General features: G+C 62.3%; 20 protein-coding genes. 17 read left to right on the top strand and 3 right to left on the bottom strand.

Translation table 11 applies throughout. The features are described from left to right. Position 1: 1 nt before the first annotated feature. From rnhB to ispD, 9 genes are all read left to right on the top strand, one after another. On the top strand, positions 2–625 hold the full coding sequence (gene rnhB / locus D8767_RS23225; protein ID WP_016712925.1) for a ribonuclease HII: 624 nt from the start codon (positions 2–4) through the stop codon (positions 623–625). 125 nt (positions 626–750) lie between these two features. Further along, positions 751–4275 carry a DNA polymerase III subunit alpha gene (gene dnaE / locus D8767_RS23220; protein WP_016712924.1) on the top strand — a complete coding sequence of 1175 codons (3525 nt, stop codon included), beginning with the start codon at positions 751–753 and terminating at the stop codon, positions 4273–4275. A 107-nt stretch (positions 4276–4382) separates the two neighbouring features. Then, complete coding sequence (locus tag D8767_RS23215) at positions 4383–5330, top strand: acetyl-CoA carboxylase carboxyltransferase subunit alpha (protein ID WP_028698702.1); 948 nt, start codon at positions 4383–4385, stop codon at positions 5328–5330. 140 nt (positions 5331–5470) lie between these two features. Further along, positions 5471–6754, top strand: a complete 1284-nt coding sequence (gene tilS / locus D8767_RS23210; protein ID WP_016712922.1) for a tRNA lysidine(34) synthetase TilS — start codon at positions 5471–5473, stop codon at positions 6752–6754. A gap of 269 nt (positions 6755–7023) precedes the next feature. Further along, entirely contained in the window at positions 7024–8652 is a 1629-nt protein-coding gene (locus D8767_RS23205) for a CTP synthase (protein ID WP_016712921.1), read from the top strand. Positions 8653–8655: 3 nt separating this feature from the next. Then, positions 8656–9501: a 3-deoxy-8-phosphooctulonate synthase gene (gene kdsA, locus D8767_RS23200; RefSeq protein ID WP_016712920.1), complete on the top strand. Its 846-nt coding sequence runs from the start codon at positions 8656–8658 to the stop codon at positions 9499–9501. 153 nt (positions 9502–9654) lie between these two features. Then, the gene (gene eno, locus D8767_RS23195; RefSeq protein WP_016712919.1) at positions 9655–10944 is read left to right on the top strand and encodes a phosphopyruvate hydratase; all 1290 of its coding nucleotides are present in this window, start codon (positions 9655–9657) and stop codon (positions 10942–10944) included. A 168-nt stretch (positions 10945–11112) separates the two neighbouring features. After that, positions 11113–11394, top strand: coding sequence for a cell division protein FtsB (ftsB, locus tag D8767_RS23190; protein ID WP_016712918.1), 282 nt, complete (start codon positions 11113–11115; stop codon positions 11392–11394). After that, positions 11391–12098: a 2-C-methyl-D-erythritol 4-phosphate cytidylyltransferase gene (gene ispD / locus D8767_RS23185; protein WP_016712917.1), complete on the top strand. Its 708-nt coding sequence runs from the start codon at positions 11391–11393 to the stop codon at positions 12096–12098. The genes ftsB and ispD overlap by 4 nt, the downstream gene beginning before the upstream one ends. Positions 12099–12168: 70 nt before the next feature. On the opposite strand, the gene D8767_RS23180 is transcribed toward ispD, so the two are convergent. Further along, positions 12169–13065 (bottom strand): LysR substrate-binding domain-containing protein, encoded by an 897-nt coding sequence (locus tag D8767_RS23180; RefSeq protein ID WP_016712916.1) that lies wholly within the window; start codon positions 13063–13065, stop codon positions 12169–12171. 107 nt (positions 13066–13172) lie between these two features. Between D8767_RS23180 and D8767_RS23175 the strand changes: the two genes are divergently transcribed. From D8767_RS23175 to rpoS, 8 genes are all read left to right on the top strand, one after another. Beyond that, complete coding sequence (locus D8767_RS23175; RefSeq protein ID WP_016712915.1) at positions 13173–14285, top strand: S-(hydroxymethyl)glutathione dehydrogenase/class III alcohol dehydrogenase; 1113 nt, start codon at positions 13173–13175, stop codon at positions 14283–14285. Between the two features lie 8 nt (positions 14286–14293). Then, positions 14294–15148 (top strand): S-formylglutathione hydrolase, encoded by an 855-nt coding sequence (gene fghA / locus D8767_RS23170; protein ID WP_016712914.1) that lies wholly within the window; start codon positions 14294–14296, stop codon positions 15146–15148. A 76-nt stretch (positions 15149–15224) separates the two neighbouring features. Next, complete coding sequence (gene ispF, locus D8767_RS23165) at positions 15225–15698, top strand: 2-C-methyl-D-erythritol 2,4-cyclodiphosphate synthase (RefSeq protein WP_016712913.1); 474 nt, start codon at positions 15225–15227, stop codon at positions 15696–15698. Further along, positions 15695–16753 (top strand): tRNA pseudouridine(13) synthase TruD, encoded by a 1059-nt coding sequence (gene truD / locus D8767_RS23160; RefSeq protein WP_016712912.1) that lies wholly within the window; start codon positions 15695–15697, stop codon positions 16751–16753. Before ispF ends, truD begins: the two co-directional genes overlap by 4 nt. Beyond that, positions 16741–17490, top strand: coding sequence for a 5'/3'-nucleotidase SurE (gene surE / locus D8767_RS23155; protein ID WP_016712911.1), 750 nt, complete (start codon positions 16741–16743; stop codon positions 17488–17490). The genes truD and surE overlap by 13 nt, the downstream gene beginning before the upstream one ends. 35 nt (positions 17491–17525) lie before the next feature. After that, entirely contained in the window at positions 17526–18164 is a 639-nt protein-coding gene (locus D8767_RS23150; protein WP_161751472.1) for a protein-L-isoaspartate(D-aspartate) O-methyltransferase, read from the top strand. 215 nt (positions 18165–18379) lie between these two features. Beyond that, positions 18380–19240, top strand: a complete 861-nt coding sequence (locus D8767_RS23145; RefSeq protein WP_016712909.1) for a peptidoglycan DD-metalloendopeptidase family protein — start codon at positions 18380–18382, stop codon at positions 19238–19240. Positions 19241–19348: 108 nt separating this feature from the next. Beyond that, a complete protein-coding gene (rpoS, locus tag D8767_RS23140) occupies positions 19349–20356 on the top strand; it encodes an RNA polymerase sigma factor RpoS (protein ID WP_003252351.1) in 1008 nt (335 codons plus the stop codon). A 538-nt stretch (positions 20357–20894) separates the two neighbouring features. Here rpoS and fdxA read toward each other — a convergent pair. Both fdxA and mutS read right to left on the bottom strand, forming a co-directional pair. Further along, positions 20895–21218, bottom strand: a complete 324-nt coding sequence (gene fdxA / locus D8767_RS23135; RefSeq protein WP_016712908.1) for a ferredoxin FdxA — start codon at positions 21216–21218, stop codon at positions 20895–20897. 140 nt (positions 21219–21358) lie between these two features. Continuing rightward, positions 21359–23944 carry a DNA mismatch repair protein MutS gene (gene mutS / locus D8767_RS23130; RefSeq protein ID WP_080693993.1) on the bottom strand — a complete coding sequence of 862 codons (2586 nt, stop codon included), beginning with the start codon at positions 23942–23944 and terminating at the stop codon, positions 21359–21361. Between the last annotated feature and the right edge of the window lie 185 nt (positions 23945–24129).

Here is a 24129-nt window from a genome sequence, read left to right as displayed (position 1 = left end):
CATGCAAATTGGACTGGACTTCAACCTGGTCGAGGACCTGGTCGCCGGCGTTGACGAAGTGGGCCGTGGTCCACTGTGTGGCGCGGTGGTAACGGCGGCGGTGATCCTCGACCCTGCGCGCCCGATCCTTGGCCTGAACGATTCGAAGAAGCTCACTGAAGCCAAGCGCGAGGCGTTGTTCGACGAAATCCGGGAAAAAGCGCTGAGCTTCTGTATCGCCCGTGCCGAAGTCGAGGAAATCGACCGCCTGAACATCCTGCAGGCCACCATGCTGGCGATGCAGCGCGCCGTGGAAGGCCTGCACATTACACCGAAGCTGGCCCTGATCGATGGCAACCGCTGCCCGAAGCTGGCCGTACCGGCTTCGCCAGTGGTCAAGGGCGATAGCCAGGTGCCGGCTATCGCGGCGGCTTCGATCCTGGCCAAGGTGACCCGAGACCGGGAGATGAGTGCCTTCGAGCTGATTTACCCAGGGTACGGCATGGGTGGGCACAAGGGTTACCCCACGCCGGTGCACCTTGAGGCCCTGGCACGGTTGGGGCCTACGCCCATTCATCGGCGTTCCTTTGCCCCTGTGCGGGCGGCCTGGGAAGCACGCGAAGGCGTTACCGATTCCCTGATCTGACCTCTGGGGCCGCTTTGCGGCCCTTCGCGGGCAAGCCCGCGAAGGGCTGCGACGCAGCCCCAAATCCCATCCCCAATTAAGCTACAATCCCGCCCTTGTCGTTCAGCACTGCTACAGGATCTTCCATGTCGGTTCCCTTCGTTCACCTGCGCGTCCACTCCGAATTCTCGCTGGTCGACGGCCTGGTGCGGGTCAAACCGCTGGCCAAGGCGCTGGCGGGGATGAACATGCCGGCGGTGGCGATCACCGACCAGAGCAACATGTGCTCGCTGGTGAAGTTCTACAAGACCGCCATGGGCGCCGGCATCAAGCCGATCTGCGGCGCCGACCTGTGGCTGGCCGGTGCCGACCCGGAAGCGCCGCCGTCGCGCATCTGCTTCCTGGCCATGGACCCCAAGGGCTACCGCAACCTCACCGAGTTGATCTCGCGTGGCTGGACCGACGGCCAGCGCAATGGCCTGGTCATCCTGCAGCGCGAATGGATCGCCCCTGCCAGTGAAGGCCTGATTGCCCTGTCTGCGGGCAAGGAAGGCGACATCGGCATGGCCTTGCTGGCCGGCCGGGACGATGAAGCCCAGGCCCTGCTGCAAGACTGGATGGCCATGTTCCCCGATCGCTTCTACGTTGAAGTGCAGCGCACCAACCGCGCCCGTGACGAAGAGTACGTGCACGCTGCCGTAGCGCTCGCAGACAAGCTCGGCGCCCCGCTGGTGGCTACCAACGACGTGCGCTTCCTCAAGCAAGCCGACTTCGACGCCCACGAAACCCGTGTGTGCATTGGCGAAGGCTGGACCCTCGACGACCCGCGCCGTCCGCGTGGCTATAGCGATCAGCAGTACCTGAAGTCGGCCGAGGAAATGGCCGAGCTGTTCAGCGACCTGCCTGATGCCATCGCCAACACGGTCGAAATCGCCAAGCGCTGCAATATTCAGGTACAGCTGGGCAAGTACTTCCTGCCCGATTTCCCCACGCCCAATGGCATGGGTATCGACGATTACTTGCGGCATGTGGCCCACGAAGGCCTGGAAGAGCGCCTGGCGGTGCTGTGGCCGAAAGAGACCACGCCCAATTACGAAGAAAAGCGCCAAGTGTACCTGGACCGCCTGAAGTTCGAGCTGGACATCATCATCCAGATGGGCTTCCCCGGTTACTTCCTGATCGTTATGGACTTCATCAAGTGGGCCAAGAACAACGACGTGCCGGTAGGCCCGGGCCGTGGTTCGGGTGCTGGCTCGCTGGTGGCCTACGTACTCAAGATCACTGACCTCGACCCGCTGGCCTACGACCTGCTGTTCGAGCGCTTCCTCAACCCTGAACGTATTTCCATGCCCGACTTCGACGTCGACTTCTGCATGGACGGCCGTGACCGGGTGATCGACTACGTGGCCGAGGCTTACGGTCGCAACGCGGTGAGCCAGATCATCACCTTCGGTACCATGGCCGCCAAGGCGGTGGTGCGTGACGTGGCGCGGGTGCAGGGCAAGTCCTACGGCCTGGCCGACCGCCTGTCGAAGATGATCCCGTTCGAAGTGGGGATGACCCTGGAGAAGGCCTACGAGCAGGAAGAGATCCTGCGCGACTTCCTCAAAGGCGACGAAGACGCCCGCGAAATCTGGGACATGGCCCTGAAGCTGGAAGGTGTGACCCGGGGTACCGGCAAGCACGCCGGTGGTGTGGTTATCGCGCCGACCAAGCTCACCGATTTTTCGCCGATTGCCTGTGATGAAGAAGGCGGTGGCCTGGTAACCCAGTTCGACAAGGATGATGTCGAGGCTGCGGGCCTGGTGAAGTTCGACTTCCTCGGCCTGCGTACGCTCACCATCATCAAGTGGGCGATGGAGATCATCAACCGCGAGCAGGCCAAGAAGAACCTGCCGGATCTCAACATCGACTTCATCCCGCTGGACGACCGCAAGACGTACGAGCTGCTGCAAAAGGCCGAGACCACGGCGGTGTTCCAGCTCGAATCGCGCGGCATGAAGGAGCTGATCAAGAAGCTCAAGCCCGACTGCCTGGAAGACCTGATTGCACTGGTGGCACTGTTCCGTCCAGGCCCGCTGCAATCGGGCATGGTGGACGACTTCATCAACCGCAAGCACGGCCGCGCCGAGCTGGCTTACCCGCACTCCGACTACCAGTATGAAGGCCTCAAGCCGGTACTGGCACCGACCTACGGCATCATCCTGTATCAGGAACAGGTGATGCAGATTGCTCAGGTGATGGCAGGCTATACCCTGGGCGGCGCCGACATGCTGCGCCGGGCGATGGGTAAGAAAAAACCCGAGGAAATGGCCAAGCAGCGCGGTGGTTTCATCGAAGGCTGTGTGGCCAACAATATCGATGCGGACCTTGCCGGTAACATCTTTGACCTGGTAGAAAAGTTCGCAGGTTACGGGTTCAACAAATCCCACTCCGCGGCTTATGGCCTGGTGTCGTACCAGACCGCCTGGCTGAAAACCCACTACCCGGCGCCGTTCATGGCCGCGGTACTGTCGGCGGACATGCACAACACCGACAAGGTTGTGGTGCTGGTCGAGGAGGTGCGCAGCATGAAGCTGCGCCTCGACGCGCCGGATGTGAACTTCTCCGACTTCAAGTTCACCGTCAACAACGACGGCCGCATCGTCTATGGCCTGGGTGCCATCAAGGGCGTGGGTGAAGGCCCGGTCGAAGCAATTGTAGAAGCCCGTGCCCAAGGCGGCCCGTTCAAGGACCTGTTCGACTTCTGTGAACGTATCGACCTCAAGCGGGTCAACAAGCGTACCCTCGATGCGTTGATCCGAAGTGGCGCGCTGGACCGCCTGGGGCCGCATTTCCATGACGAGATCAAGGCCTATCACGCCAACATCGACATCAACCGTGCAACCTTGATCTCCGCGTTGGGTGAGGCCATCAAAGCTGCCGAGCAGGCAGCCCATACCGCTGACAGCGGCCATGTCGACCTGTTCGGCAGCATGTTCGGCGAGGCGGATGTCGATGTTTATGCCAACCACCGCAAGGTGCGTGAGCTCACCCTCAAGGAGCGCCTGAAGGGCGAGAAGGACACACTTGGCCTGTACCTCACCGGCCACCCGATTGATGAGTACGAGGCCGAAATCCGCCGCTTTGCTCGCCAGCGCATCGTCGACCTGAAGCCGTCGCGTGAAACCCAGACTATTGCCGGCATGATCATTGCCCTGCGGGTGATGAAGAACAAGAAGGGCGACAAGATGGGCTTTGTCACGCTGGATGACCGCTCTGGGCGCATCGAGGCATCGTTGTTCGCCGATGCGTTCATGGCGGCACAGTCCTTGCTGCAGAACGATGCCATGGTGGTGGTGGAGGGCGAGGTCAGCAACGACGACTTCTCCGGTGGCCTGCGCCTGCGGGTCAAGCAGGTGATGACCATGGAAGATGCGCGCACCAAGCTGGCCGAAAGCCTGCGGCTTAAGGTGGCGCACGACGCATTGAAGGGCGACCGCCTGAAGTGGCTGGGCGAGCTGATTACCCGCCATCGCGGTGCCTGCCCGATTACCCTGGAATACACCGGCAGCGATGCCAAGGCCATGCTGCAGTTCGGCGACCAGTGGGCAATCGACCCGGCCGACGGGCTGATTCAGGCGCTGCGTGACCAGTTCGGGCGTGAGAACGTCTTCCTGCAATATCGTTGAACCGAAAAAAAATTTAATCTCGACCTGAATGCGCCTGATCCCTTAAGGTAAGGCGCCAAACGGATCAACCGGCCGGCCGCCTGGCCGTAGACCCAAGACGGATGACTATGAACCCGAATTTTCTCGATTTCGAACAGCCGATTGCCGACCTGCAAGCCAAGATCGAAGGCCTGCGCCTGGTAGGCAACGACAACTCGCTGAACATCAGCGATGAAATTGCCCGTCTGCAAGACAAGAGCAGCACCCTGACCGAAAGCATCTTCGGCAACCTGACCAGCTGGCAGATCGCCCGTCTGGCCCGTCATCCGCGTCGTCCTTACACCCTGGACTACCTGGAACACATCTTCACCGAGTTCGAAGAGCTGCACGGTGACCGCCACTTCTCCGACGACGCCGCCATTGTGGGTGGTACCGCACGCCTGGACGGCAAGCCTGTCATGGTCATCGGCCACCAGAAGGGCCGCGAGGTGCGCGAGAAGGTGCGCCGCAACTTCGGCATGCCGCGCCCGGAAGGCTACCGCAAGGCTTGCCGCCTGATGGAAATGGCCGAGCGCTTCAAGATGCCGATCCTGACCTTCATCGACACTCCGGGTGCCTACCCGGGCATCGACGCCGAAGAGCGCAACCAGAGCGAGGCAATCGCCTGGAACCTGCGTGTGATGGCTCGCCTGAAAACCCCAATCATCGCGACCGTGATTGGCGAGGGTGGTTCTGGCGGTGCACTGGCCATCGGTGTGTGTGACCAGCTGAACATGCTGCAATATTCCACCTACTCGGTGATCTCGCCGGAAGGTTGTGCTTCGATCCTGTGGAAGACTGCCGACAAGGCGGCTGATGCAGCAGAGGCCATGGGCATCACTGCCGAGCGCCTGAAGAGCCTGAACATCGTCGACAAGGTGATCCAGGAACCGTTGGGCGGCGCCCACCGCGACCCGGCCAAAATGTCGGAAAGCATTCGCGCCGACCTGGTGCAGCAGCTGGACATGCTCAGCAAGTTCGACAACGACGCGCTGCTGGCCCGCCGTTACGAGCGCCTGATGAGCTACGGTCTCTGATAGCGAGATGAATGGCACCGGCTTCGCCGGTGTTCGCGGGCAAGCCCGCTCCCACAGGGACAGCGCTCTTCTGCACCGAGCGCGCAACTTGTGGGAGCGGGCTTGCCCGCGAATGCATTCTTGAATTGAGTGCCGGTTCGATGATCAACCTCACCCCTTGGCTCAACGCCTCAGCCTGGTACATCGCCTTTTCAGGCGGCCTCGATTCCACCGTCCTCCTGCACCTGCTGGCCGACTACGCTCGCAATCACACCTCACCCCCGCTGCGTGCGATCCACGTCCATCACGGTCTGCAGTCCGCCGCCGATGCCTGGCCGGCTCACTGCCAAGCCATCTGCAATCAGCTGGGCATTGAACTCCAGGTCATCTACGTGCAGGTCGCCCCCGGCGCCAGCCTCGAACAGGCCGCCCGCGACGCTCGCTATGCCGCGTTCAAGCAAGCCCTGAGCCCCGGCGACATCCTGTTCTCCGGCCAGCACCGTGACGACCAGGCCGAAACCCTGCTGTTTCGTCTGTTGCGCGGCGCCGGCCTGCGTGGCCTTGCTGCAATGCCGGTGCAGCGGGCGCTAGGGCAGGGCAGTCTGGTCAGGCCTTTGCTGGCGTGTTCTCGGCAGCAACTGCAGGCCTATGCCCGAATGAAAGGGCTGGCCTGGATCGAAGACCCGTCAAACGCCGACACACATTTCGCCCGCAACTTCCTGCGTGGCGAGGTGCTCCCGCATTTGCAGCAACGTTGGCCGCAAACCACCCAGAACCTCGCCCGCGCCGCAGAGCACCTGGGCGAAGCCCTGGGGCTGCTGGACGAGCTCGCCCAAGGTGACCTTGCGTGCGCAGAAAGGGGGGCGCCGAAGGCCTGGGCCGGGTTGGACTCGCTCGACCTGGCATCCCTGGTCGCGTTGTCGCCCGCCCGTCAGCGCAATGCCCTGCAGTATTGGCTGAGCCTTCGCACCCGTTTGCCAGACACCCGGCACTGGGCTGGCTGGGCGGACCTGCGTGAGGCTGCCGGGGATGCCCAGCCCGTCTGGCGGCTCGCCGACGGGCAACTGCTGCGCAGCCATGGGCGCATCTGGTGGCTGAGTGGTGACTGGCTACAGCTGCCCGTCGGCGAGCTGGCCTGGGTGAACCCCACCGGGCCGCTGGTGCTGCCAGGTAACGGCAGCGTGCGTCTTGCGGTCGCACAGCCGCTCGCAGACCTGCGCATCGCCTATCGCCAGGGCGGCGAAATGCTGGACGTCCCCGGCCGTGGGCGGCGCGACCTCAAGCGCCTGCTCAACGAGTTGCAGGTGCCGCATTTCCTGCGCCCACGCCTGCCGCTGCTGTATCAGGGCGAGTGTTTGCTGGCGGTGGCCAACCTGCCGGGGTTGGTGCAGGCGGATTGCCAGCTGCACTGGCAGTTACCGACGAACGCGCAAGGTTTGAGCTGAAGGGTACATTCGGGTAGACTACCCTCCCTTCTTGATACAGCTTCTGTGGGTTCCGCGAAAACACAGGAGTTGCCGATTACCAAGCAGTTTTTTGCTGGGCTGATTCTGGAAATGACGAGCGAGCTCCATGCCGGGGATACCCCTGGTCTGTACAGACGCGGCAGTTTTTCGAGATGCACTGTGATTGACGCAGGTGATCGGGGGCTTCGGCCTTCCTTCGCTTTCTCCGGCGGCGCTGGCCGCCTTAACGCAGACTTCTAGGGTTTTTCATGACGCGCTACATATTCGTCACGGGCGGTGTTGTTTCTTCATTGGGGAAAGGCATTGCCTCGGCTTCCCTGGCGGCCATCCTGGAAGCGCGGGGCCTGAAGGTCACCATGCTCAAGCTGGATCCGTACATCAACGTCGATCCGGGCACCATGAGCCCGTTCCAGCACGGTGAAGTGTTCGTCACCCACGATGGCGCCGAGACCGACCTCGACCTGGGCCACTACGAGCGGTTCATCCGCACCACCATGACCCAGAACAACAACTTCACCACCGGCCGCATCTACGAGCACGTGCTGCGTAAAGAGCGTCGTGGTGATTACCTGGGCGCGACCATCCAGGTCATCCCGCACATCACCGACGAGATCAAGCGTCGCATCATCAAGGGTGCCGGCGATGCCGACGTGGCCCTGGTGGAAATCGGCGGTACCGTGGGTGACATCGAGTCGCAGCCGTTCCTCGAGGCCATCCGCCAGCTGCGCGTCGAAGTGGGCTCCAAGCGCGCCATGCTGATGCACCTCACCCTGGTCCCGTACATCGCCACCGCGGGCGAAACCAAGACCAAGCCGACCCAGCACTCGGTCAAGGAGCTGCGCTCCATCGGCCTGCAGCCTGACGTGCTGATCTGCCGCTCCGACCACCCGGTCGATGCCTCGTCGCGTCGCAAGATCGCGCTGTTCACCAACGTTGAAGAGCGTGCGGTGATTTCGCTGGAAGACGTCGACACCATCTACAAGATCCCGGGCGTACTGCACGCACAGGGCCTGGACGACTTCGTCGTCGAGCGTTTCGGCCTGCAGTGCAGCGGCGCCGACCTGTCCGAGTGGGACAAGGTGGTCGATGCCAAGCTCAACCCTGAGCAAGAAGTGACCATCGCCATGGTCGGCAAGTACATGGAGCTGCTGGACGCGTATAAGTCGCTGATCGAAGCGATGAGCCACGCCGGCATCACCAACCGTACCAAGGTCAACCTGCGCTACATCGATTCGGAAGACATCGAGAACCAGGGCACCAGCCTGCTCGAAGGCGCCGATGCCATTCTGGTGCCGGGCGGTTTCGGCCTGCGCGGCGTGGAAGGCAAGATCACTGCGGTGCAATACGCCCGTGAAAACAAAGTGCCGTACCTGGGTATCTGCCTGGGGATGCAGGTGGCCGTGATCGAATTCGCCCGTAACGTCATGGGCTGGAAAGACGCCAACTCCACCGAGTTCGACCGCAACAGCGGCCACCCTGTGGTCGGCCTGATCACCGAGTGGGCCGATGCCACCGGTGCCGTCGAAACCCGCAACGAGGCTTCCGACCTGGGCGGCACCATGCGCCTCGGCGCACAGGACTGCCAGCTGGCTGCCGGTTCCAAGGTACACGACTGCTACGGCAAGGACGTGATCACCGAGCGTCACCGCCACCGCTACGAAGTGAACAACAACCTGCTGCCGCAACTGGTCGACGCTGGCCTGGTGGTTTCTGGCCGTTCCGAAGACGGCGCGCTGGTGGAAGTGGTCGAGTCCAAGGACCATCCATGGTTCGTCGCCTGCCAGTTCCACCCGGAGTTCACCTCCACCCCGCGTGACGGCCACCCGCTGTTCAGTGGTTTCGTCAAGGCAGCCCTGGCTCAGAAGAACAAGGCCTGATCAATGACCCAGAAGATCATCCGCGTCGGTAACATCGAGATCGCCAACGACAAGCCGTTCGTCCTGTTCGGCGGCATGAACGTCCTGGAGTCCCGTGACCTGGCAATGAAGGTCTGCGAGGAGTACGTGCGGGTTACCGAGAAGCTCGGTATCCCCTACGTGTTCAAGGCCAGCTTCGACAAGGCCAACCGTTCGTCGGTGACGTCGTACCGTGGCCCGGGCATGGAAGACGGGCTGAAGATCTTCGAAGAGATCAAGCGCACCTTCAATGTGCCGGTGATCACCGACGTGCACGAGCCTTACCAGGCCGAGCCGGTTGCCAAGGTATGCGACATCATCCAGCTGCCGGCCTTCCTGTCGCGGCAGACCGACCTGGTGGTGGCCATGGCCAAGACTGGCGCGGTGATCAACATCAAGAAGGCCCAGTTCCTCGCACCCCAGGAAATGAAACACATCCTGGCCAAGTGCGAAGAGGCGGGTAACGACCAGTTGATCCTCTGCGAGCGTGGGTCGAGCTTCGGCTACAACAACCTGGTGGTGGACATGCTCGGCTTCGGCATCATGAAGCAGTTCGAGTACCCGGTGTTCTTCGACGTGACCCACGCCCTGCAGATGCCGGGTGGCCGCGCCGACTCCGCTGGTGGCCGCCGCGCCCAGGTTACCGACCTGGCCAAGGCGGGCATGAGCCAGGGCCTGGCGGGCCTGTTCCTCGAAGCCCACCCGGACCCGGACAACGCCAAATGCGATGGTCCATGCGCCCTGCGCCTGGACAAACTGGAGCCATTCCTGGCCCAGCTCAAGCAACTGGACGACCTGGTGAAAAGTTTTCCGACGGTAGAAACCGCGTAAAGCTCATTTCTCGGGTAAAGTACCGCCCGATCCACCCCTGACCAATCGGTCAGGGGCTCCCTTCACCCGGCCTGCCCACTGCAAATCCGCCTGGTGAACGGCAAGAATTTCTTAAGCTAAGTTGTTTTCGTCAATTCTGGAGTGCTTACAACAATGGCAAAAATCGTCGACATCAAAGGTCGTGAAGTTCTCGATTCGCGTGGCAACCCCACCGTGGAAGCCGATGTACTGCTCGACAACGGCATCATCGGCAGCGCTTGCGCGCCGTCCGGTGCTTCCACCGGCTCGCGCGAAGCGCTGGAGCTGCGTGATGGCGACAAGAGCCGTTACCTGGGCAAGGGCGTGCTGAAGGCCGTCGCCAACATCAATGGCCCGATCCGTGACCTGCTGCTGGGCAAGGACCCGGCAGACCAGAAAGCCCTGGACCGCGCCATGATCGAACTGGACGGTACCGAGAACAAGGCCAAGCTGGGCGCCAACGCCATCCTGGCTGTTTCCCTGGCGGCCGCCAAGGCTGCTGCCCAGGACCAGGACCTGCCGCTGTACGCACACATCGCCAACCTGAACGGCACCCCGGGCCAGTACTCGATGCCGGTTCCGATGATGAACATCATCAACGGTGGCGAGCACGCCGACAACAACGTTGACATCCAGGAGTTCATGGTTCAGCCGGTAGGCGCCAAGACCTTCTCCGACGGCCTGCGCATGGGCACCGAAATCTTCCACCACCTCAAAGCCGTGCTGAAGGCCCGTGGCCTGAACACCGCCGTGGGTGACGAAGGTGGCTTCGCTCCTAACCTGGCTTCCAACGAAGACGCCCTGGGCGCCATCGCCGAAGCGGTCGAAAAAGCGGGTTACAAGCTGGGCACCGACGTGACCCTGGCCCTGGACTGCGCGGCTTCCGAATTCTACGAAGACGGCAAGTACAACCTGTCCGGCGAAGGCAAGTCGTTCGACGCTGAAGGCTTCGCCGAATACCTGAAAGGCCTGACCGAGCGCTTCCCGATCATCTCGATCGAAGACGGCCTGGACGAGTCCGACTGGGCTGGCTGGAAGATCCTCACCGACAAGATCGGTGAAAAGGTACAGCTGGTTGGCGACGACCTGTTCGTGACCAACACCAAGATCCTGAAGGAAGGCATCGAGAAGGGCATCGGTAACTCGATCCTGATCAAGTTCAACCAGATCGGCTCGCTGACCGAAACCCTGGAAGCCATCCAGATGGCCAAGGCTGCCGGCTACACCGCAGTGATCTCGCACCGCTCCGGTGAAACCGAAGACTCGACCATTGCCGACCTGGCCGTGGGTACCGCTGCTGGCCAGATCAAGACTGGTTCGCTGTGCCGTTCCGACCGCGTTTCCAAGTACAACCAGCTGCTGCGCATCGAAGAGCAACTGGGTGCCAAAGCGGTTTACCGTGGTCGTGCCGAGTTTCGCGGCTAAGCAAGAGATGGTAAAAAGACAGCAGCCGGAGTTGTAGGAACGTTCGTACTGATCTTTCCTTCATCCCAACGGGTTTCTGTCAACGAAGCCTGGCCTCGGCCAGGCTTCGTGCTATTCGAGGCCCCGAAGTAACAAGTACGCGGCAGCCTTTTTAACCTGGATAACGTGATGCGCAGTCCCTATTGGGTGTTCCTCGTTCTGCTCCTGCTGCTGGGTGGCCTGCAGTACCGCCTGTGGGTGGGTAATGGCAGCCTGGCGCAAGTGACCGAACTGAAGCAGCAGATTGACGAGCAGCATGCCGAGAACGAGCGCTTGCTTGAGCGCAACCGTGTGCTCGATGCCGAAGTGCTGGAGCTGAAAAAAGGCATGGAGACCGTTGAAGAACGGGCTCGCCACGAATTGGGAATGGTCAAAGAGGGCGAAACCCTCTTCCAGTTGCCACAGAAATGATCGATACCTTACCGGCCTTCTGGGCCGTGATTCCTGCTGCGGGCGTAGGTGCCCGCATGGCTGCCGACCGACCCAAGCAATACCTGGAGCTGGCTGGGCAGACCATTCTCGAGCACAGCCTCGACTGTTTTCTTGGCCACCCGGCGCTCAAAGGCGTGGTGGTCAGCATTGCTGAAGATGACCCGTACTGGCCGGCCCTGCGTTGCGCCAGCGACCCGCGCATCCAGCGCGCAGCGGGTGGGCGCGAGCGTGCCGATTCGGTGCTCAATGCCTTGCTGTTGCTGCATGCGCAAGACGCCTCGGACAGCGACTGGGTGCTGGTGCATGATGCTGCGCGGCCGAATTTGGCGCGCAGCGACCTGGACAAGCTGTTGTCGGAGCTGGCGGACGACCCGGTGGGTGGCCTGCTGGCGGTACCGGCGCGCGATACCCTCAAGCGTGCCGATGGCAGCGGCCGGGTAAGTGCTACCGTGGACCGTAGTACCATCTGGCAGGCCTACACACCCCAGATGTTCCGCCTTGGGGCACTGCACCGGGCGTTGGCCGAGTGCCTGGTGTCGGATGTGGTCGTGACGGATGAAGCCTCGGCCATCGAGTGGTCCGGCCAGGCGCCGCGGCTGGTGGAAGGGCGCAGTGACAACATCAAGGTCACTCGGCCGGAAGACTTGGAGTGGTTGCGCCAGCGTTGGGCAGGGCGTCGCTGAGTTTCATATTCCTGTACCGGCCTCTTCGCGGGTAAACCCGCGAAGAGGCCGGTACAGCCAGCACACCCGTTCAGCCTTGCCGATATTCCGGCAACCCCGCCAACCCTTCTTTCAGGTAATCCACCAACCGTCGCACCTTCGGTGACAGGTGCCGCTGTTGCGGATACAACGCCCACACTGCCGTATTCGGTGGCTGGTGCGCTTCCAGCAACGACACCAGAGCCCCCGTATTCAGGTGCTCCAGCACGTAGTAATCCGGCAACTGGCACAACCCGATCCCTTGCAACGCCGCATCCAGCACCGCCTGCCCACTGTTGCAGCGCCAGTTCCCTTGTACCCGCTGGCTGATCTCGCGCCCATCCTGCTGCAACGCCCACAAGTCCGAACTGCCTACCAGGCAATTGTGCCGCGCCAACTCTGACAGGCTGTGTGGTCGACCGTAACGTTCCAGATAAGCCGGCGAGGCACACAGGTACATGCGCCGGGGGGCGAGGCGGGCGGCCACCAACCGAGAATCGGCCAGCCGCCCCAAGCGGATGGCCAGGTCCATGCCTTCTTGCAGCAGGTCGAGGGTGTGGTTGCTCAACTCCACCTCCACGCGCAACTGCGGGTAAAGCGCCATGAATCGTGTCACGAGCGGCACGATGAAGCGCTCGCCGTACGCTACCGCGCACGTCATGCGCAGCAACCCCTTTGGCTCGCTGGCCAAGTCGCCCATGGCGCGCAGGGCTTCCTCGCGGCCATCCTGAAGGCGTTGGCAATGCTGCAGAAAGGTTTGCCCGGCCTCGCTCAAGGTCACCCGACGGGTACTGCGGTAGAGCAGGCGCGTTTGCAGTCGCTCCTCCAGCCGGGCGATCTGGCGACTGATGTGCGACGAGGAAACCCCCAGGCGTTCGGCAGCCGCTGTGAACTGGCCAGATTCGGCCACGGCGACGAATTCGTCGATACCTTCCCAGCGGCTGCTCATTGATTATCCCTGCATGGCAATAATGTTTTGTCTTTGCCTGGATTATTCATCAAAAGTCGGTGAATTACACTGCAAGCCTGAATCGACACTCTGTCTGGAGCCCTTTGATGATCAAGTCCCGTGCCGCCGTAGCCTTCGAAGCCAAGAAACCCCTGGAAATCGTCGAAGTCGACGTGGCCATGCCCAAGGCCGGTGAAGTGCTGCTGCGCGTGGTCGCCAGCGGTGTTTGCCACACCGACGCCTACACCCTGTCCGGTGCCGACCCGGAAGGCATCTTCCCGTCGATCCTCGGTCACGAAGGTGGCGCGATCGTTGAAGCGGTAGGCGAGGGCGTGACCTCGGTGGCCGTTGGCGATCATGTGATCCCGCTCTACACCCCGGAATGCGGCAAGTGCAAGTTCTGCCTCTCGGGCAAGACCAACCTGTGCCAGGCCATCCGTGCTACCCAAGGCAAGGGCCTGATGCCCGACGGCACCACGCGCTTTTCCTACAAAGGCCAGCAGCTGTTCCACTACATGGGGACCTCGACCTTCTCCGAGTACACCGTGCTGCCGGAAATTTCCGTGGCCAAGATCCAGAAAGAAGCACCACTGGAAAAGGTGTGCCTGCTGGGCTGCGGCGTCACCACCGGTATCGGCGCGGTGCTCAACACCGCCAAGGTTAAGCCGGGTGATACCGTGGCCATCTTTGGCCTGGGCGGCATCGGCCTTTCGGCGGTGATCGGTGCGGTCAAGGCCAAGGCCTCGCGCATCATCGCCATCGACATCAACCCGGCCAAGTTCGAGATCGCCCGCCAGCTGGGCGCCACCGACTGCATCAACCCAAAAGACTACGACCGCCCGATCCAGGAAGTGATCGTCGACCTCACCGACGGTGGTGTGGACTTCTCCTTCGAGTGCATCGGCAACGTGCAACTGATGCGTGCGGCGCTGGAGTGCTGCCACAAGGGCTGGGGCGAGTCGGTGATCATCGGCGTGGCCGGTGCCGGCCAGGAAATCGCCACCCGTCCGTTCCAGTTGGTGACCGGCCGGGTATGGCGCGGTTCGGCGTTCGGTGGCGTGCGTGGCCGCAGCGAGCTGCCAAGCTACGTGGAAATGTCCGAGAAGGGCGAGATCCCGCTGGATACCTTCATCACCCACACCATGGGCCTGGAGGATATCAACAAAGCCTTCGACCTGATGCATGAAGGCAAGAGCATCCGCAGCGTGATCCACTTCTGAGGTACGCCATGAGCCTGGATAACATCTCCTGCCAGAAAAGCTTCGGCGGTTGGCACAAACGTTACCGGCATCACTCCAAGGTGCTGGGCTGCGACATGGTATTTGCCGTGTACTTGCCGCCGCAGGCCGAACAGGGTGAGAAGCTGCCGGTGCTGTACTGGCTCAGCGGCCTCACCTGCACCGACGAAAACTTCATGCAGAAGGCCGGCGCCCAGCGCCTGGCCGCCGAGCTTGGGCTGATCATCGTCGCCCCCGATACCAGCCCGCGCGGCGAGCAGGTGCCGGGCGACCCGGACGGCGCCTGGGACTTCGGCCTGGGGGCGGGCTTCTACCTCAATGCCACCCAGCAGCCCTGGGCCAAGCACTACCACATGCACGACTATGTGGTGGAGGAGTTGCCCGCGCTGATCGAGGCGCACTTCCCGGCATCGGGAGAGCGCAGTATCAGTGGTCACTCCATGGGCGGGCATGGCGCGCTGGTTTGCGCCTTGCGCAACCGGGGGCGTTACCGTTCGGTGTCGGCATTCTCGCCGATCAGCAACCCGATGGATTGCCCGTGGGGCGAAAAGGCCTTCAGCCGTTACCTGGGTGATGACCGTGCGCGCTGGCGTGAGTGGGATGCCAGTGTGCTGTTGGCCGAAACGCCGGCCGGCGAGTGCCCGCCGTTGCTGGTGGATCAGGGCGACCGTGACGATTTTCTCGAAAAGCAGCTCAAGCCTGAAGCGCTGGAGCAGGCGGCACGCAAAGGGGGGCATGAACTGACCCTGCGCCTGCAGCCGGGTTATGACCACAGCTATTACTTCATTGCCAGCTTCATAGAGGAACACCTGCGCCATCATGCGGTGGCACTGGGGCGGGTGTAACAGCCCGGTCCAAAAGCCGCCAAACCCGCTGCAAAGCAGGTAGAATCACGCCCTGACTCATTCAGGGCGTTTTCTTATGCGTATTGGCCACGGCTACGATGTGCACCGTTTCTGCGACGGTGATTTCATTACCCTGGGCGGGGTGCGTATCCCCCACAAGTACGGCCTGCTGGCCCACTCCGACGGCGATGTGCTGCTGCACGCCCTGAGCGATGCCTTGCTGGGTGCTGCGGCACTGGGCGATATCGGCAAGCACTTCCCCGACACCGACCCACAGTTCAAGGGTGCCGACAGCCGCGTGCTGCTTTGCCATGTGGTCGACATCGTCAAGAGCAAGGGCTGGAAGGTCGGCAACGTCGACGCCACCATTGTGGCTCAGGCGCCGAAGATGGCCCCGCATATCGAGACCATGCGCCAGCTGATCGCCGAGGACCTGCAGGTCGAGCTCGACCAGGTCAACGTCAAGGCCACCACTACCGAAAAGCTGGGCTTCACCGGCCGCGAGGAGGGTATTGCCGTGCATTCGGTCGCCCTGCTGCTGCCAGCATGACCGAACTGGAACTGCTGGGCCCGCGCGCATCGGGCGAACCACTGGGCACCGCCGTCCTCAAGGCGGTTGCCGAAGACTTCCAGGTCGACGAAGTGCTCGATATCCCGCTCTCGGGCCAGGGCGAGCACCTGTGGCTGTGGGTCGAGAAGCGTGACCTGAACACCGAAGAGGCCGCTCGCCGCCTGGCGCGCGCCGCCGGTGTGCCGGTGCGCACCATCAGCTATGCCGGGCTCAAGGACCGTCAGGCCCTGACCCGTCAGTGGTTCAGCCTGCACCTGCCAGGCAAGGCCGACCCGGACCTGTCACGTGCCGAGGATGCCAGCCTGCGCGTGCTCAAGCAGGTGCGTCACCAGCGCAAGCTGCAGCGTGGCGCGCATTCGGCCAACGGCTTCACCCTGCGCCTGACGGCCCTGGCGGCGGATCACCAGGCGCTGGATGCGCGCCTGGAACAGCTGAAGCAGCACGGTGTACCCAACTATTTCGGTACCCAGCGCTTCGGTCACGGCGGTGGCAACGTCCATGACGCCCTCGACTGGGCTGCGCGCAAAGCCTTGCCCGAGCAGCGCAATGTGCGTTCGCGGCTGCTTTCGGCCGGGCGCAGCTACCTGTTCAATCAGGTGCTGGCTGCGCGTGTCGCTGAAGGTAGCTGGGCGCGGGCGCAGGTCGGCGACCTGCTGGCATTCACTGACAGCCGCAGCTTTTTCCCGGCGGGAGAGGCGGAATGTGCCGACCCGCGCCTGGCGATTCTCGATCTGCACCCGACCGGCCCGATGTGGGGTGAGGGCGCTTCGCCTGCTGACGGAGCCACTGCCCGCTTGGAAAACGCCGTCGGTGCAGACCAACCGGCACTTTGCCAGTGGTTGGCCCAGGCGGGCATGGATCACGAACGGCGCATTTTGCGGCTCCCTATTGGCGGCCTGACATGGCATTATCCCGAGCCTGATATCCTGCAACTGGAATTCGTCCTGCCGGCCGGATGCTTCGCCACCGTGGTGGTGCGTGAAGTCGTGGATCTGGTGTCGGCAGGGCAGACGGACAGCCCATGCGTATTCTGATTTCGAACGACGACGGTGTTACCGCGCCCGGCATCGCCGCGCTGCACGCTGCGCTGGCGGATTACGCCGAGTGCTCGGTGATCGCCCCGGAGCAAGACAAGAGCGGCGCCAGCAGTTCGCTGACGCTGGACCGGCCACTGCACCCGCAAACCCTGGCCAACGGTTTCATCAGCCTCAACGGCACGCCGACCGACTGTGTGCACCTGGGGCTCAATGGGCTGTTGCCGCACACGCCGGACATGGTCGTGTCGGGGATCAACCTCGGTGCCAACCTGGGCGATGACGTGCTGTATTCGGGCACGGTCGCCGCAGCGTTGGAAGGCCGCTTCCTGGGTGGCACGTCGCTGGCGTTTTCGCTGTTGTCGCGCCAGCCGGACAACCTGCCAACCGCGGCCCATATCGCCCGCCGCCTGGTCGAGGCCCAGTCGCGCCTGGCGCTGCCACCACGCACCGTGCTCAACGTAAACATTCCCAACCTGCCGCTGGAGCACATTCGTGGCATCCGGCTCACCCGCCTCGGTCACCGGGCGCGGGCGGCGGCACCGACCAAGGTGGTCAACCCGCGCGGTAAGGAAGGTTACTGGATCGCCGTGGCCGGCGATGCCGAGGACGGTGGCCCGGGTACCGATTTCCACGCGGTGATGCAGGGCTATGTATCGATCACCCCGTTGCAGCTCGACCGCACCTTCAATGATGCCTTCGAGCAGCTCGACGGTTGGCTGGAGGGCCTGCTCTGATGCGCGAGGACGATATGCTGCGCCGCGGCATCGGCATGACCTCCCAGCGTACCCGGGAGCGGCTGATCCAGCGTCTGTGCGAAGAGGGCGTTTCGAACACCAAGGTGCTCGACGTGATTCGTCGCACCCCGCGCCACCTGTTCGTCGACGAGGCACTGGCGCATCGTGCCTACGAAGACACCGCATTGCCCATCGGTCACAACCAGACCATCTCGCAACCGTTCATGGTTGCCCACATGAGTGAGCTGCTGCTCGAGGCCGGGCCGCTGGACAAGGTGCTGGAGATTGGTACCGGCTCAGGCTACCAGACGGCGATCCTGGCCCAGCTGGTGGAACGGGTGTTTTCGGTGGAGCGTATCAAGGTGCTGCAGGACCGGGCCAAAGAGCGCCTGGTGGAGCTGAACCTGCGCAACGTGGTATTCCGCTGGGGCGATGGCTGCGAAGGCTGGCCGGCGCTGGCACCGTACAACGGCATCATCGTCACGGCGGTGGCGCCAGAAGTGCCGCAGGCATTGCTTGATCAGCTTGCTCCCGGGGGGCGCATGGTGATCCCGGTTGGGGCGGCCGGCGAAGCGCAGCAACTGATGCTGATCGTGCGCGAGGAGCATGGATTCTCCCGGCGCGTGCTGGGGGCCGTGCGCTTCGTCCCGCTGCTCAATGGTCCGCTGGCCTGAGGCTTGCGGGTATGAGTCGCGCGGTATTTTTGCGCCAGCGGCGAATTCTTGCCGCTTCGTCCTGTCTATCTGGCGGTACGAAGCACTAGCTTGCACCGGGGTATTGCAACAGCCTTTTGCACCTGCCTGCCAATACTGGCCGGCTTGGTTATAATTGCAACAATATTGCATTTCTTGTCTTCATATCGTTTTTCGGCACCATGAGGGGAGCGCGGGTGGGTCACACAGTCATTCGGCAGCGCAAGGACGGGTCGGGTTTCAAGCTTCTGGTGATTGTACTGGCCATGGGCACGCTACTGGTGGGTTGTTCGAGCACCAGCAGCAACAGCAGCGCGCGGGTAGTCGACCGCAATAACACCGTGCCCAAGCGCCCGGCGGTGACGTCTGGGCAGTACGTCGTCAAGCCGGGTGACACGCTGTTCTCCATTGCCTTCCGCTATGGCTGGGACTACAAGGAGCTGGCCGCACGCAACGGCATCGCGGCGCCTTATACCATTCGCCCGGGGCAAGCGATTCGTTTCAGCAGCGGTTCCAGCAGCAGTACCACGGTGGTGTCCAGCCCCTCTTCATCGAGCCGCACCACGGTCACCCGCAGGCCCGTGGGCACTACTGCCGTGACACCTGGCAACACCAGCAAACCGGCAACGCCGGCAACCTCCACCAGTACGCCGGTTGCCACCACCGTGCCTGCGGCAGAGCGCGCGGTAGGCGGCTGGACTTGGCCTGCCAACGGCGTGCTGATTGGAAAATTCGCTTCAAACGGTAGTTTGAATAAAGGCATTGATATCGCCGGTGATTTGGGACAGCCTGTTTTTGCTGCGTCTGATGGTGCGGTGGTTTACGCCGGGAGTGGTTTAAGGGGCTACGGCGAGCTGATCATCATCAAGCACAGTGATACCTACGTCAGTGCCTACGGCCATAACCGCAGGCTGTTGGTTCGGGAGGGGCAGCAGGTCAAGGCAGGGCAGTCGATTGCTGAAATGGGGTCTACGGGCACAGATCGGGTGAAGCTGCATTTCGAGATTCGCCGCCAGGGCAAACCCGTCGATCCACTCCAGTTCCTGCCACGCCGTTGATCGTTGTACCCGGCCTGTTCCTGTGATGTAGAGGGGACAGGCTCAAGCGCTGCCAGGGATAAAGGTGCCGCTCGAGTCTGAGTTCGAACTCAGCAAAGGACTATAACAATGGCTCTCAGTAAAGAAGTGCCGGAGTTTGACATCGACGATGACGTCCTCCTGATGGAGACGGGTATCGTTTTGGAAACGGATGTGGTGTCAGACGAACCTGCTGTATCTTCGGTTCGGACGAGGGCCAAGTCGGGCTCTTCGCTTAAGCAACACAAGTACATCGATTACAGCCGGGCGCTCGATGCCACCCAGCTGTATCTCAACGAAATCGGCTTCTCGCCGCTGCTTTCGCCGGAAGAGGAAGTGCATTTTGCGCGTTTGTCGCAAAAGGGTGACCCTGCTGGCCGCAAGCGCATGATCGAAAGCAACCTACGCCTGGTTGTTAAAATTGCCCGTCGTTACGTGAACCGTGGCCTGTCGCTGCTCGACCTGATCGAGGAGGGCAACCTTGGGCTGATCCGTGCGGTCGAGAAGTTCGACCCGGAGCGTGGTTTCCGTTTCTCGACCTATGCGACCTGGTGGATTCGCCAGACCATCGAGCGGGCGATCATGAACCAGACCCGCACCATTCGTTTGCCGATCCACGTGGTCAAAGAGCTGAACGTATACCTGCGCGCGGCGCGCGAGCTGACCCAAAAGCTGGACCACGAACCCTCCCCGGAAGAAATCGCCACGTTGCTGGAGAAGCCCGTCGCCGAGGTCAAGCGCATGCTCGGCCTGAACGAACGGGTGTCTTCGGTGGATGTGTCGCTTGGCCCGGATTCGGACAAGACCCTGCTCGACACCCTGACCGACGACCGCCCGACAGACCCGTGCGAGCTGCTACAGGATGACGACCTGTCGCAGAGCATCGACCAGTGGCTGGGGGAGTTGACCGACAAGCAGCGGGAAGTGGTGGTACGTCGCTTTGGTCTGCGCGGGCATGAAAGCAGCACCCTGGAGGATGTTGGCCTGGAGATTGGCCTGACCCGGGAAAGGGTGCGGCAGATCCAGGTAGAAGGGCTCAAGCGCCTGCGTGAGATCCTGGAGAAGAACGGCCTGTCCAGCGAGTCGTTGTTCCAGTAGCGAAAGCCTGTAAATCAAAAGCGCCCCGATGACCTCGGGGCGTTTTTGTGTGTGGCGAAAACGGGTGTTCCATTTGAGTTTGATGGGCTGCAAAGCAGCCCCAAAATCTGCCAGCCACAGCAGATGTCGAATATGTACTGCGCTACCCCAGTAACATTGCATGTAAGCCTTTTCTTACTTGTTTTGTAAGCTATCTATGCAAGTCTCAGTACATCATTGTCGTTTTCAGCCCCGGTATTTTCCCAACTCATTGAAAATCATGCGTTATTTGGCTGTGTGGAAATGTGTCCCGTGTAATACCTTGTGAGGTTTCGCGCTTGCCCGCTCAGCTGAAGCCGCTAGTATTCGAACTGTGCACACGGACATGCACAGGCTTCCAGGGAGGAGGCCAAGGACATCGCAAGACGCGATTTCATCAGGATGATGTTTGGGACAAGCAGGGACTACGGAAAAAATGTGGGCGGGTCAAACCGCCCCTTTTTTTGCCTGCAGAAAAACAAAAAAGGCCCCGAGGGGCCTTTTTCGTGTCCGGGCGCTATCAGCGCTCCAGTTCTGCAATCTTGCCAGTCTTGCCGTCCCACTCTTCAGCGTCTGGGAGGGCGTCCTTACGCTCGGTGATGTTCGGCCAGACTTCCGCCAGTTCGGCGTTCAGCTCGATGAAGTTCTCCATCCCCGCAGGGATTTCGTCTTCCGAGAAGATGGCTTGTGCTGGGCACTCCGGTTCGCACAGGGCGCAGTCAATGCACTCGTCCGGGTGGATGACCAGGAAGTTCGGGCCTTCGTAGAAGCAGTCCACCGGACAGACTTCCACGCAGTCGGTGTATTTGCATTTGATGCAGTTGTCGGTGACGACGAAGGTCATTTCTAGTTCTCTCCTCAGGCGACGGCGGCGGCCCTTCCTCTCAGGGCCGCGCGGTTTACAGGTATGTGGCTGCAGGCCAGGCTAATAACCTGCAGCACCAGCAAACCGCGGCGGATTCTACCAGCTTGTAGTGGCTGCCGTTATAACAGGTTCTTTAGTTGATATAGCATTTCGATAGCTTGACGCGGGGTCATGTCGTCCAGCTGCAGCTTGCCCAGCTTCTCGATGGCCGGGTGTGGCAGGCTGGCGAACAGGTCGCTCTGGTGCGGCACTTGTGGCGTGTCCTTGGCTTTTGAGGCCGGGGCCGGCTCATGCGGCAGGCTGGTGGTCTCCAGGCGCCCCAGGTGTTCGCGGGCGCGCTGGATGACCGCCGTCGGCACGCCGGCCAGTTGCGCCACGGCCAGGCCGTAGCTTTGGCTGGCAGGGCCAGGCAGGACGTGGTGCAGGAACACGATACGCTCGTTGTGCTCGGTGGCATTGAGGTGCACGTTGGCCACCAGCGGCTCGCTCTCCGGCAGCACGGTGAGCTCGAAGTAGTGAGTGGCGAACAAGGTGTAGGCACGCAATTGCGCCAGGCGCTCGGCGGCGGCCCAGGCAAGCGACAGGCCGTCGAAGGTGCTGGTGCCACGGCCTACTTCATCCATCAGCACCAGGCTGCGGTCGGTGGCGTTGTGCAGAATGTTGGCGGTTTCGCTCATCTCTACCATGAAGGTCGAGCGCCCGCCAGCCAGGTCGTCACTGGAGCCGATGCGGGTGAAGATGCGGTCGACCAGTGACAGTTCGCAGCTGGCTGCCGGTACGAAGCTGCCGATGTGCGCCAGCAGCACGATCAGGGCCGTCTGGCGCATGTAGGTGGACTTACCGCCCATGTTCGGGCCGGTGATGATCAGCATGCGCGTGCTGTTGTCCAGGCCCAGGTCGTTGGCCACGAATGGCGTGGTCAGCACCTGTTCCACCACCGGGTGGCGGCCCTGCTCGATGCGCAGGCACGGCTCGTCGACGAAGCGCGGGCAGTTAAGGTCGAGGTTCAGCGCACGTTCGGCCAGGTTGCTGAGTACATCCAGTTCGGCCAGGGCGGCGGCGCTGTCCTGCAGCGGCGCCAGGTGGCTGATCAGGGTTTCCAGCAGGGCGTCGTAGAGCATTTTCTCGCGGGCAAGGGCGCGGCTTTTGGCCGACAGTGCCTTGTCCTCGAACGCTTTCAGCTCAGGGGTGATGAAGCGCTCGGCACCCTTGAGCGTCTGGCGGCGGATGTAGTCGCCCGGTGCCTGTTCGGCCTGCTTGGTCGGCAGCTCGATGAAGTAGCCATGCACGCGGTTGTAGCCGACCTTGAGGTTGGCCAGCCCGGTACGGGCCTTTTCCCGGGCTTCCAGGTCGATCAGGAACTGGCCGGCGTTTTCGCTGATGGCCAGCAGCTCGTCCAGCTCGCTGTCATAGCCGGCCTTGAGCACGCCGCCGTCGCGGATTACCGCCGGCGGGTTGTCGATGATTGCACGCTCCAGCAGGCTGGCCAGCTCCGGGTAGGTGCCGGTAATGGCTGCCAGGCGCGCCAGGTGCGGCGCCTCAAGCTCGGTCATGGCGTTTTGCAGCTCGGGCAACGCGCCCAAGGCATCGCGCAGGCGCGCCAGGTCACGAGGGCGGGCATTGCGCAGGCCGATACGGGCAAGGATGCGCTCGATATCGCCAATTTCCTTCAGCTGTGGCTGCAGCTTCTCGAAGCGGTAGTTGTCGAGCAGGCAACGGATCGAGTCCTGACGTGCTTGCAGTACTTTGAGGTCGCGCAACGGCCGGTTCAGCCAACGGCTCAGCAGGCGGCTGGCCATGGCGGTCTGGCAACGATCGACCACCGATTGCAGGGTGTTGTCACGCCCACCCGCCAGGTTGACGTCCAGCTCCAGGTTGCGCCGGCTGGCGCCATCGAGGATGACCGTGTCGTCCAGGCGCTCGTGGCGCAAGCTGCGCAGGTGCGGCAGGGCAGTGCGCTGGGTTTCCTTGGCGTAGGTCAGCAGGCAACCGGCGGCGCCAATGGCCAGGGTCAGCTTGTCGCAGCCGAAGCCTTTGAGGTCCTTGGTTGCGAACTGCTGGCACAGCGCCTTGCGCGCCGAATCACGGTCGAAGTCCCACGGGGCGCGGCGGCGGGCGCCCGGGCGCTTCTCGGCAGGCAGGTCGCGTGGCCAGTCGTCGGGGATCAATAGCTCGACCGGGTTCAGGCGCTCGAGTTCGGCCAGCAGGTTTTCCCAGCCCTTGATCTCCTGCACGCTGAAGTTGCCGCTGGTGATGTCCAGTACGGCCAGGCCGAACAGGCGTTCGTCACCGAGCAGCGCGGCAATCAGGTTGTCGCGGCGTTCGTCGAGCAGGGCTTCGTCGCTGACCGTGCCGGGAGTGATGATGCGCACCACCTGGCGTTCGACCGGGCCCTTGCTGGTGGCCGGGTCGCCGATCTGTTCGCAGATCACCACCGATTCGCCCAGCTTAACCAGCTTGGCCAGGTAGCCTTCCAGCGAATGGAACGGAATCCCGCACATGGGGATGGACTGGCCAGCCGACTGACCGCGCGCGGTCAGGGTGATGTCCAGCAGTTTCGCAGCCTTCTTGGCATCTTCGTAGAAGATCTCGTAGAAGTCGCCCATGCGGTAGAACATCAGCTGATCCGGGTGCTGGTTTTTCAGCTTCCAGTACTGCTGCATCATCGGGGTGTGTGCGGAAAGATCGGAGAGTGCTTTATTCATCAAAGACTTAGAGTGTAGGTCTCAACATTGTGGGGCAAATTGAGGCGTTCCGTGTTGCATGCGCGGCGCCGAGACCCACCTGAATTTTCAAGCCGCATAGGTTACCACGGCTGCCGCACCGGCAGAACCTGCAACGCCGGCCAGCGCAGACGTGGGGGTATGGCTTGTTGACATCATGGGGCTCC

Origin of the sequence: Pseudomonas sp. LTGT-11-2Z, assembly GCF_003691445.1 — a bacterium.
Classification (GTDB): Bacteria; Pseudomonadota; Gammaproteobacteria; order Pseudomonadales; family Pseudomonadaceae; genus Aquipseudomonas; species Aquipseudomonas monteilii.
This window is presented reverse-complemented; position numbering and strand designations above follow the sequence as displayed.

Bases quoted from the DNA above. Each gene is read 5' to 3' on its own strand.
- D8767_RS23215 (WP_028698702.1), top strand. From the start codon at position 4,383: ATGAACCCGAATTTTCTCGATTTCGAACAGCCGATTGCCGACCTGCAA.
- tilS (WP_016712922.1), top strand. From the start codon at position 5,471: ATGATCAACCTCACCCCTTGGCTCAACGCCTCAGCCTGGTACATCGCC.
- fdxA (WP_016712908.1), bottom strand. From the start codon at position 21,218: ATGACCTTCGTCGTCACCGACAACTGCATCAAATGCAAATACACCGAC.
- D8767_RS23205 (WP_016712921.1), top strand. From the start codon at position 7,024: ATGACGCGCTACATATTCGTCACGGGCGGTGTTGTTTCTTCATTGGGG.
- D8767_RS23180 (WP_016712916.1), bottom strand. From the start codon at position 13,065: ATGAGCAGCCGCTGGGAAGGTATCGACGAATTCGTCGCCGTGGCCGAA.
- surE (WP_016712911.1), top strand. From the start codon at position 16,741: ATGCGTATTCTGATTTCGAACGACGACGGTGTTACCGCGCCCGGCATC.
- D8767_RS23150 (WP_161751472.1), top strand. From the start codon at position 17,526: ATGACCTCCCAGCGTACCCGGGAGCGGCTGATCCAGCGTCTGTGCGAA.
- ispF (WP_016712913.1), top strand. From the start codon at position 15,225: ATGCGTATTGGCCACGGCTACGATGTGCACCGTTTCTGCGACGGTGAT.
- D8767_RS23175 (WP_016712915.1), top strand. From the start codon at position 13,173: ATGATCAAGTCCCGTGCCGCCGTAGCCTTCGAAGCCAAGAAACCCCTG.
- ispD (WP_016712917.1), top strand. From the start codon at position 11,391: ATGATCGATACCTTACCGGCCTTCTGGGCCGTGATTCCTGCTGCGGGC.
- rnhB (WP_016712925.1), top strand. From the start codon at position 2: ATGCAAATTGGACTGGACTTCAACCTGGTCGAGGACCTGGTCGCCGGC.
- dnaE (WP_016712924.1), top strand. From the start codon at position 751: ATGTCGGTTCCCTTCGTTCACCTGCGCGTCCACTCCGAATTCTCGCTG.
- fghA (WP_016712914.1), top strand. From the start codon at position 14,294: ATGAGCCTGGATAACATCTCCTGCCAGAAAAGCTTCGGCGGTTGGCAC.
- mutS (WP_080693993.1), bottom strand. From the start codon at position 23,944: ATGAATAAAGCACTCTCCGATCTTTCCGCACACACCCCGATGATGCAG.
- rpoS (WP_003252351.1), top strand. From the start codon at position 19,349: ATGGCTCTCAGTAAAGAAGTGCCGGAGTTTGACATCGACGATGACGTC.
- eno (WP_016712919.1), top strand. From the start codon at position 9,655: ATGGCAAAAATCGTCGACATCAAAGGTCGTGAAGTTCTCGATTCGCGT.
- kdsA (WP_016712920.1), top strand. From the start codon at position 8,656: ATGACCCAGAAGATCATCCGCGTCGGTAACATCGAGATCGCCAACGAC.
- truD (WP_016712912.1), top strand. From the start codon at position 15,695: ATGACCGAACTGGAACTGCTGGGCCCGCGCGCATCGGGCGAACCACTG.
- ftsB (WP_016712918.1), top strand. From the start codon at position 11,113: ATGCGCAGTCCCTATTGGGTGTTCCTCGTTCTGCTCCTGCTGCTGGGT.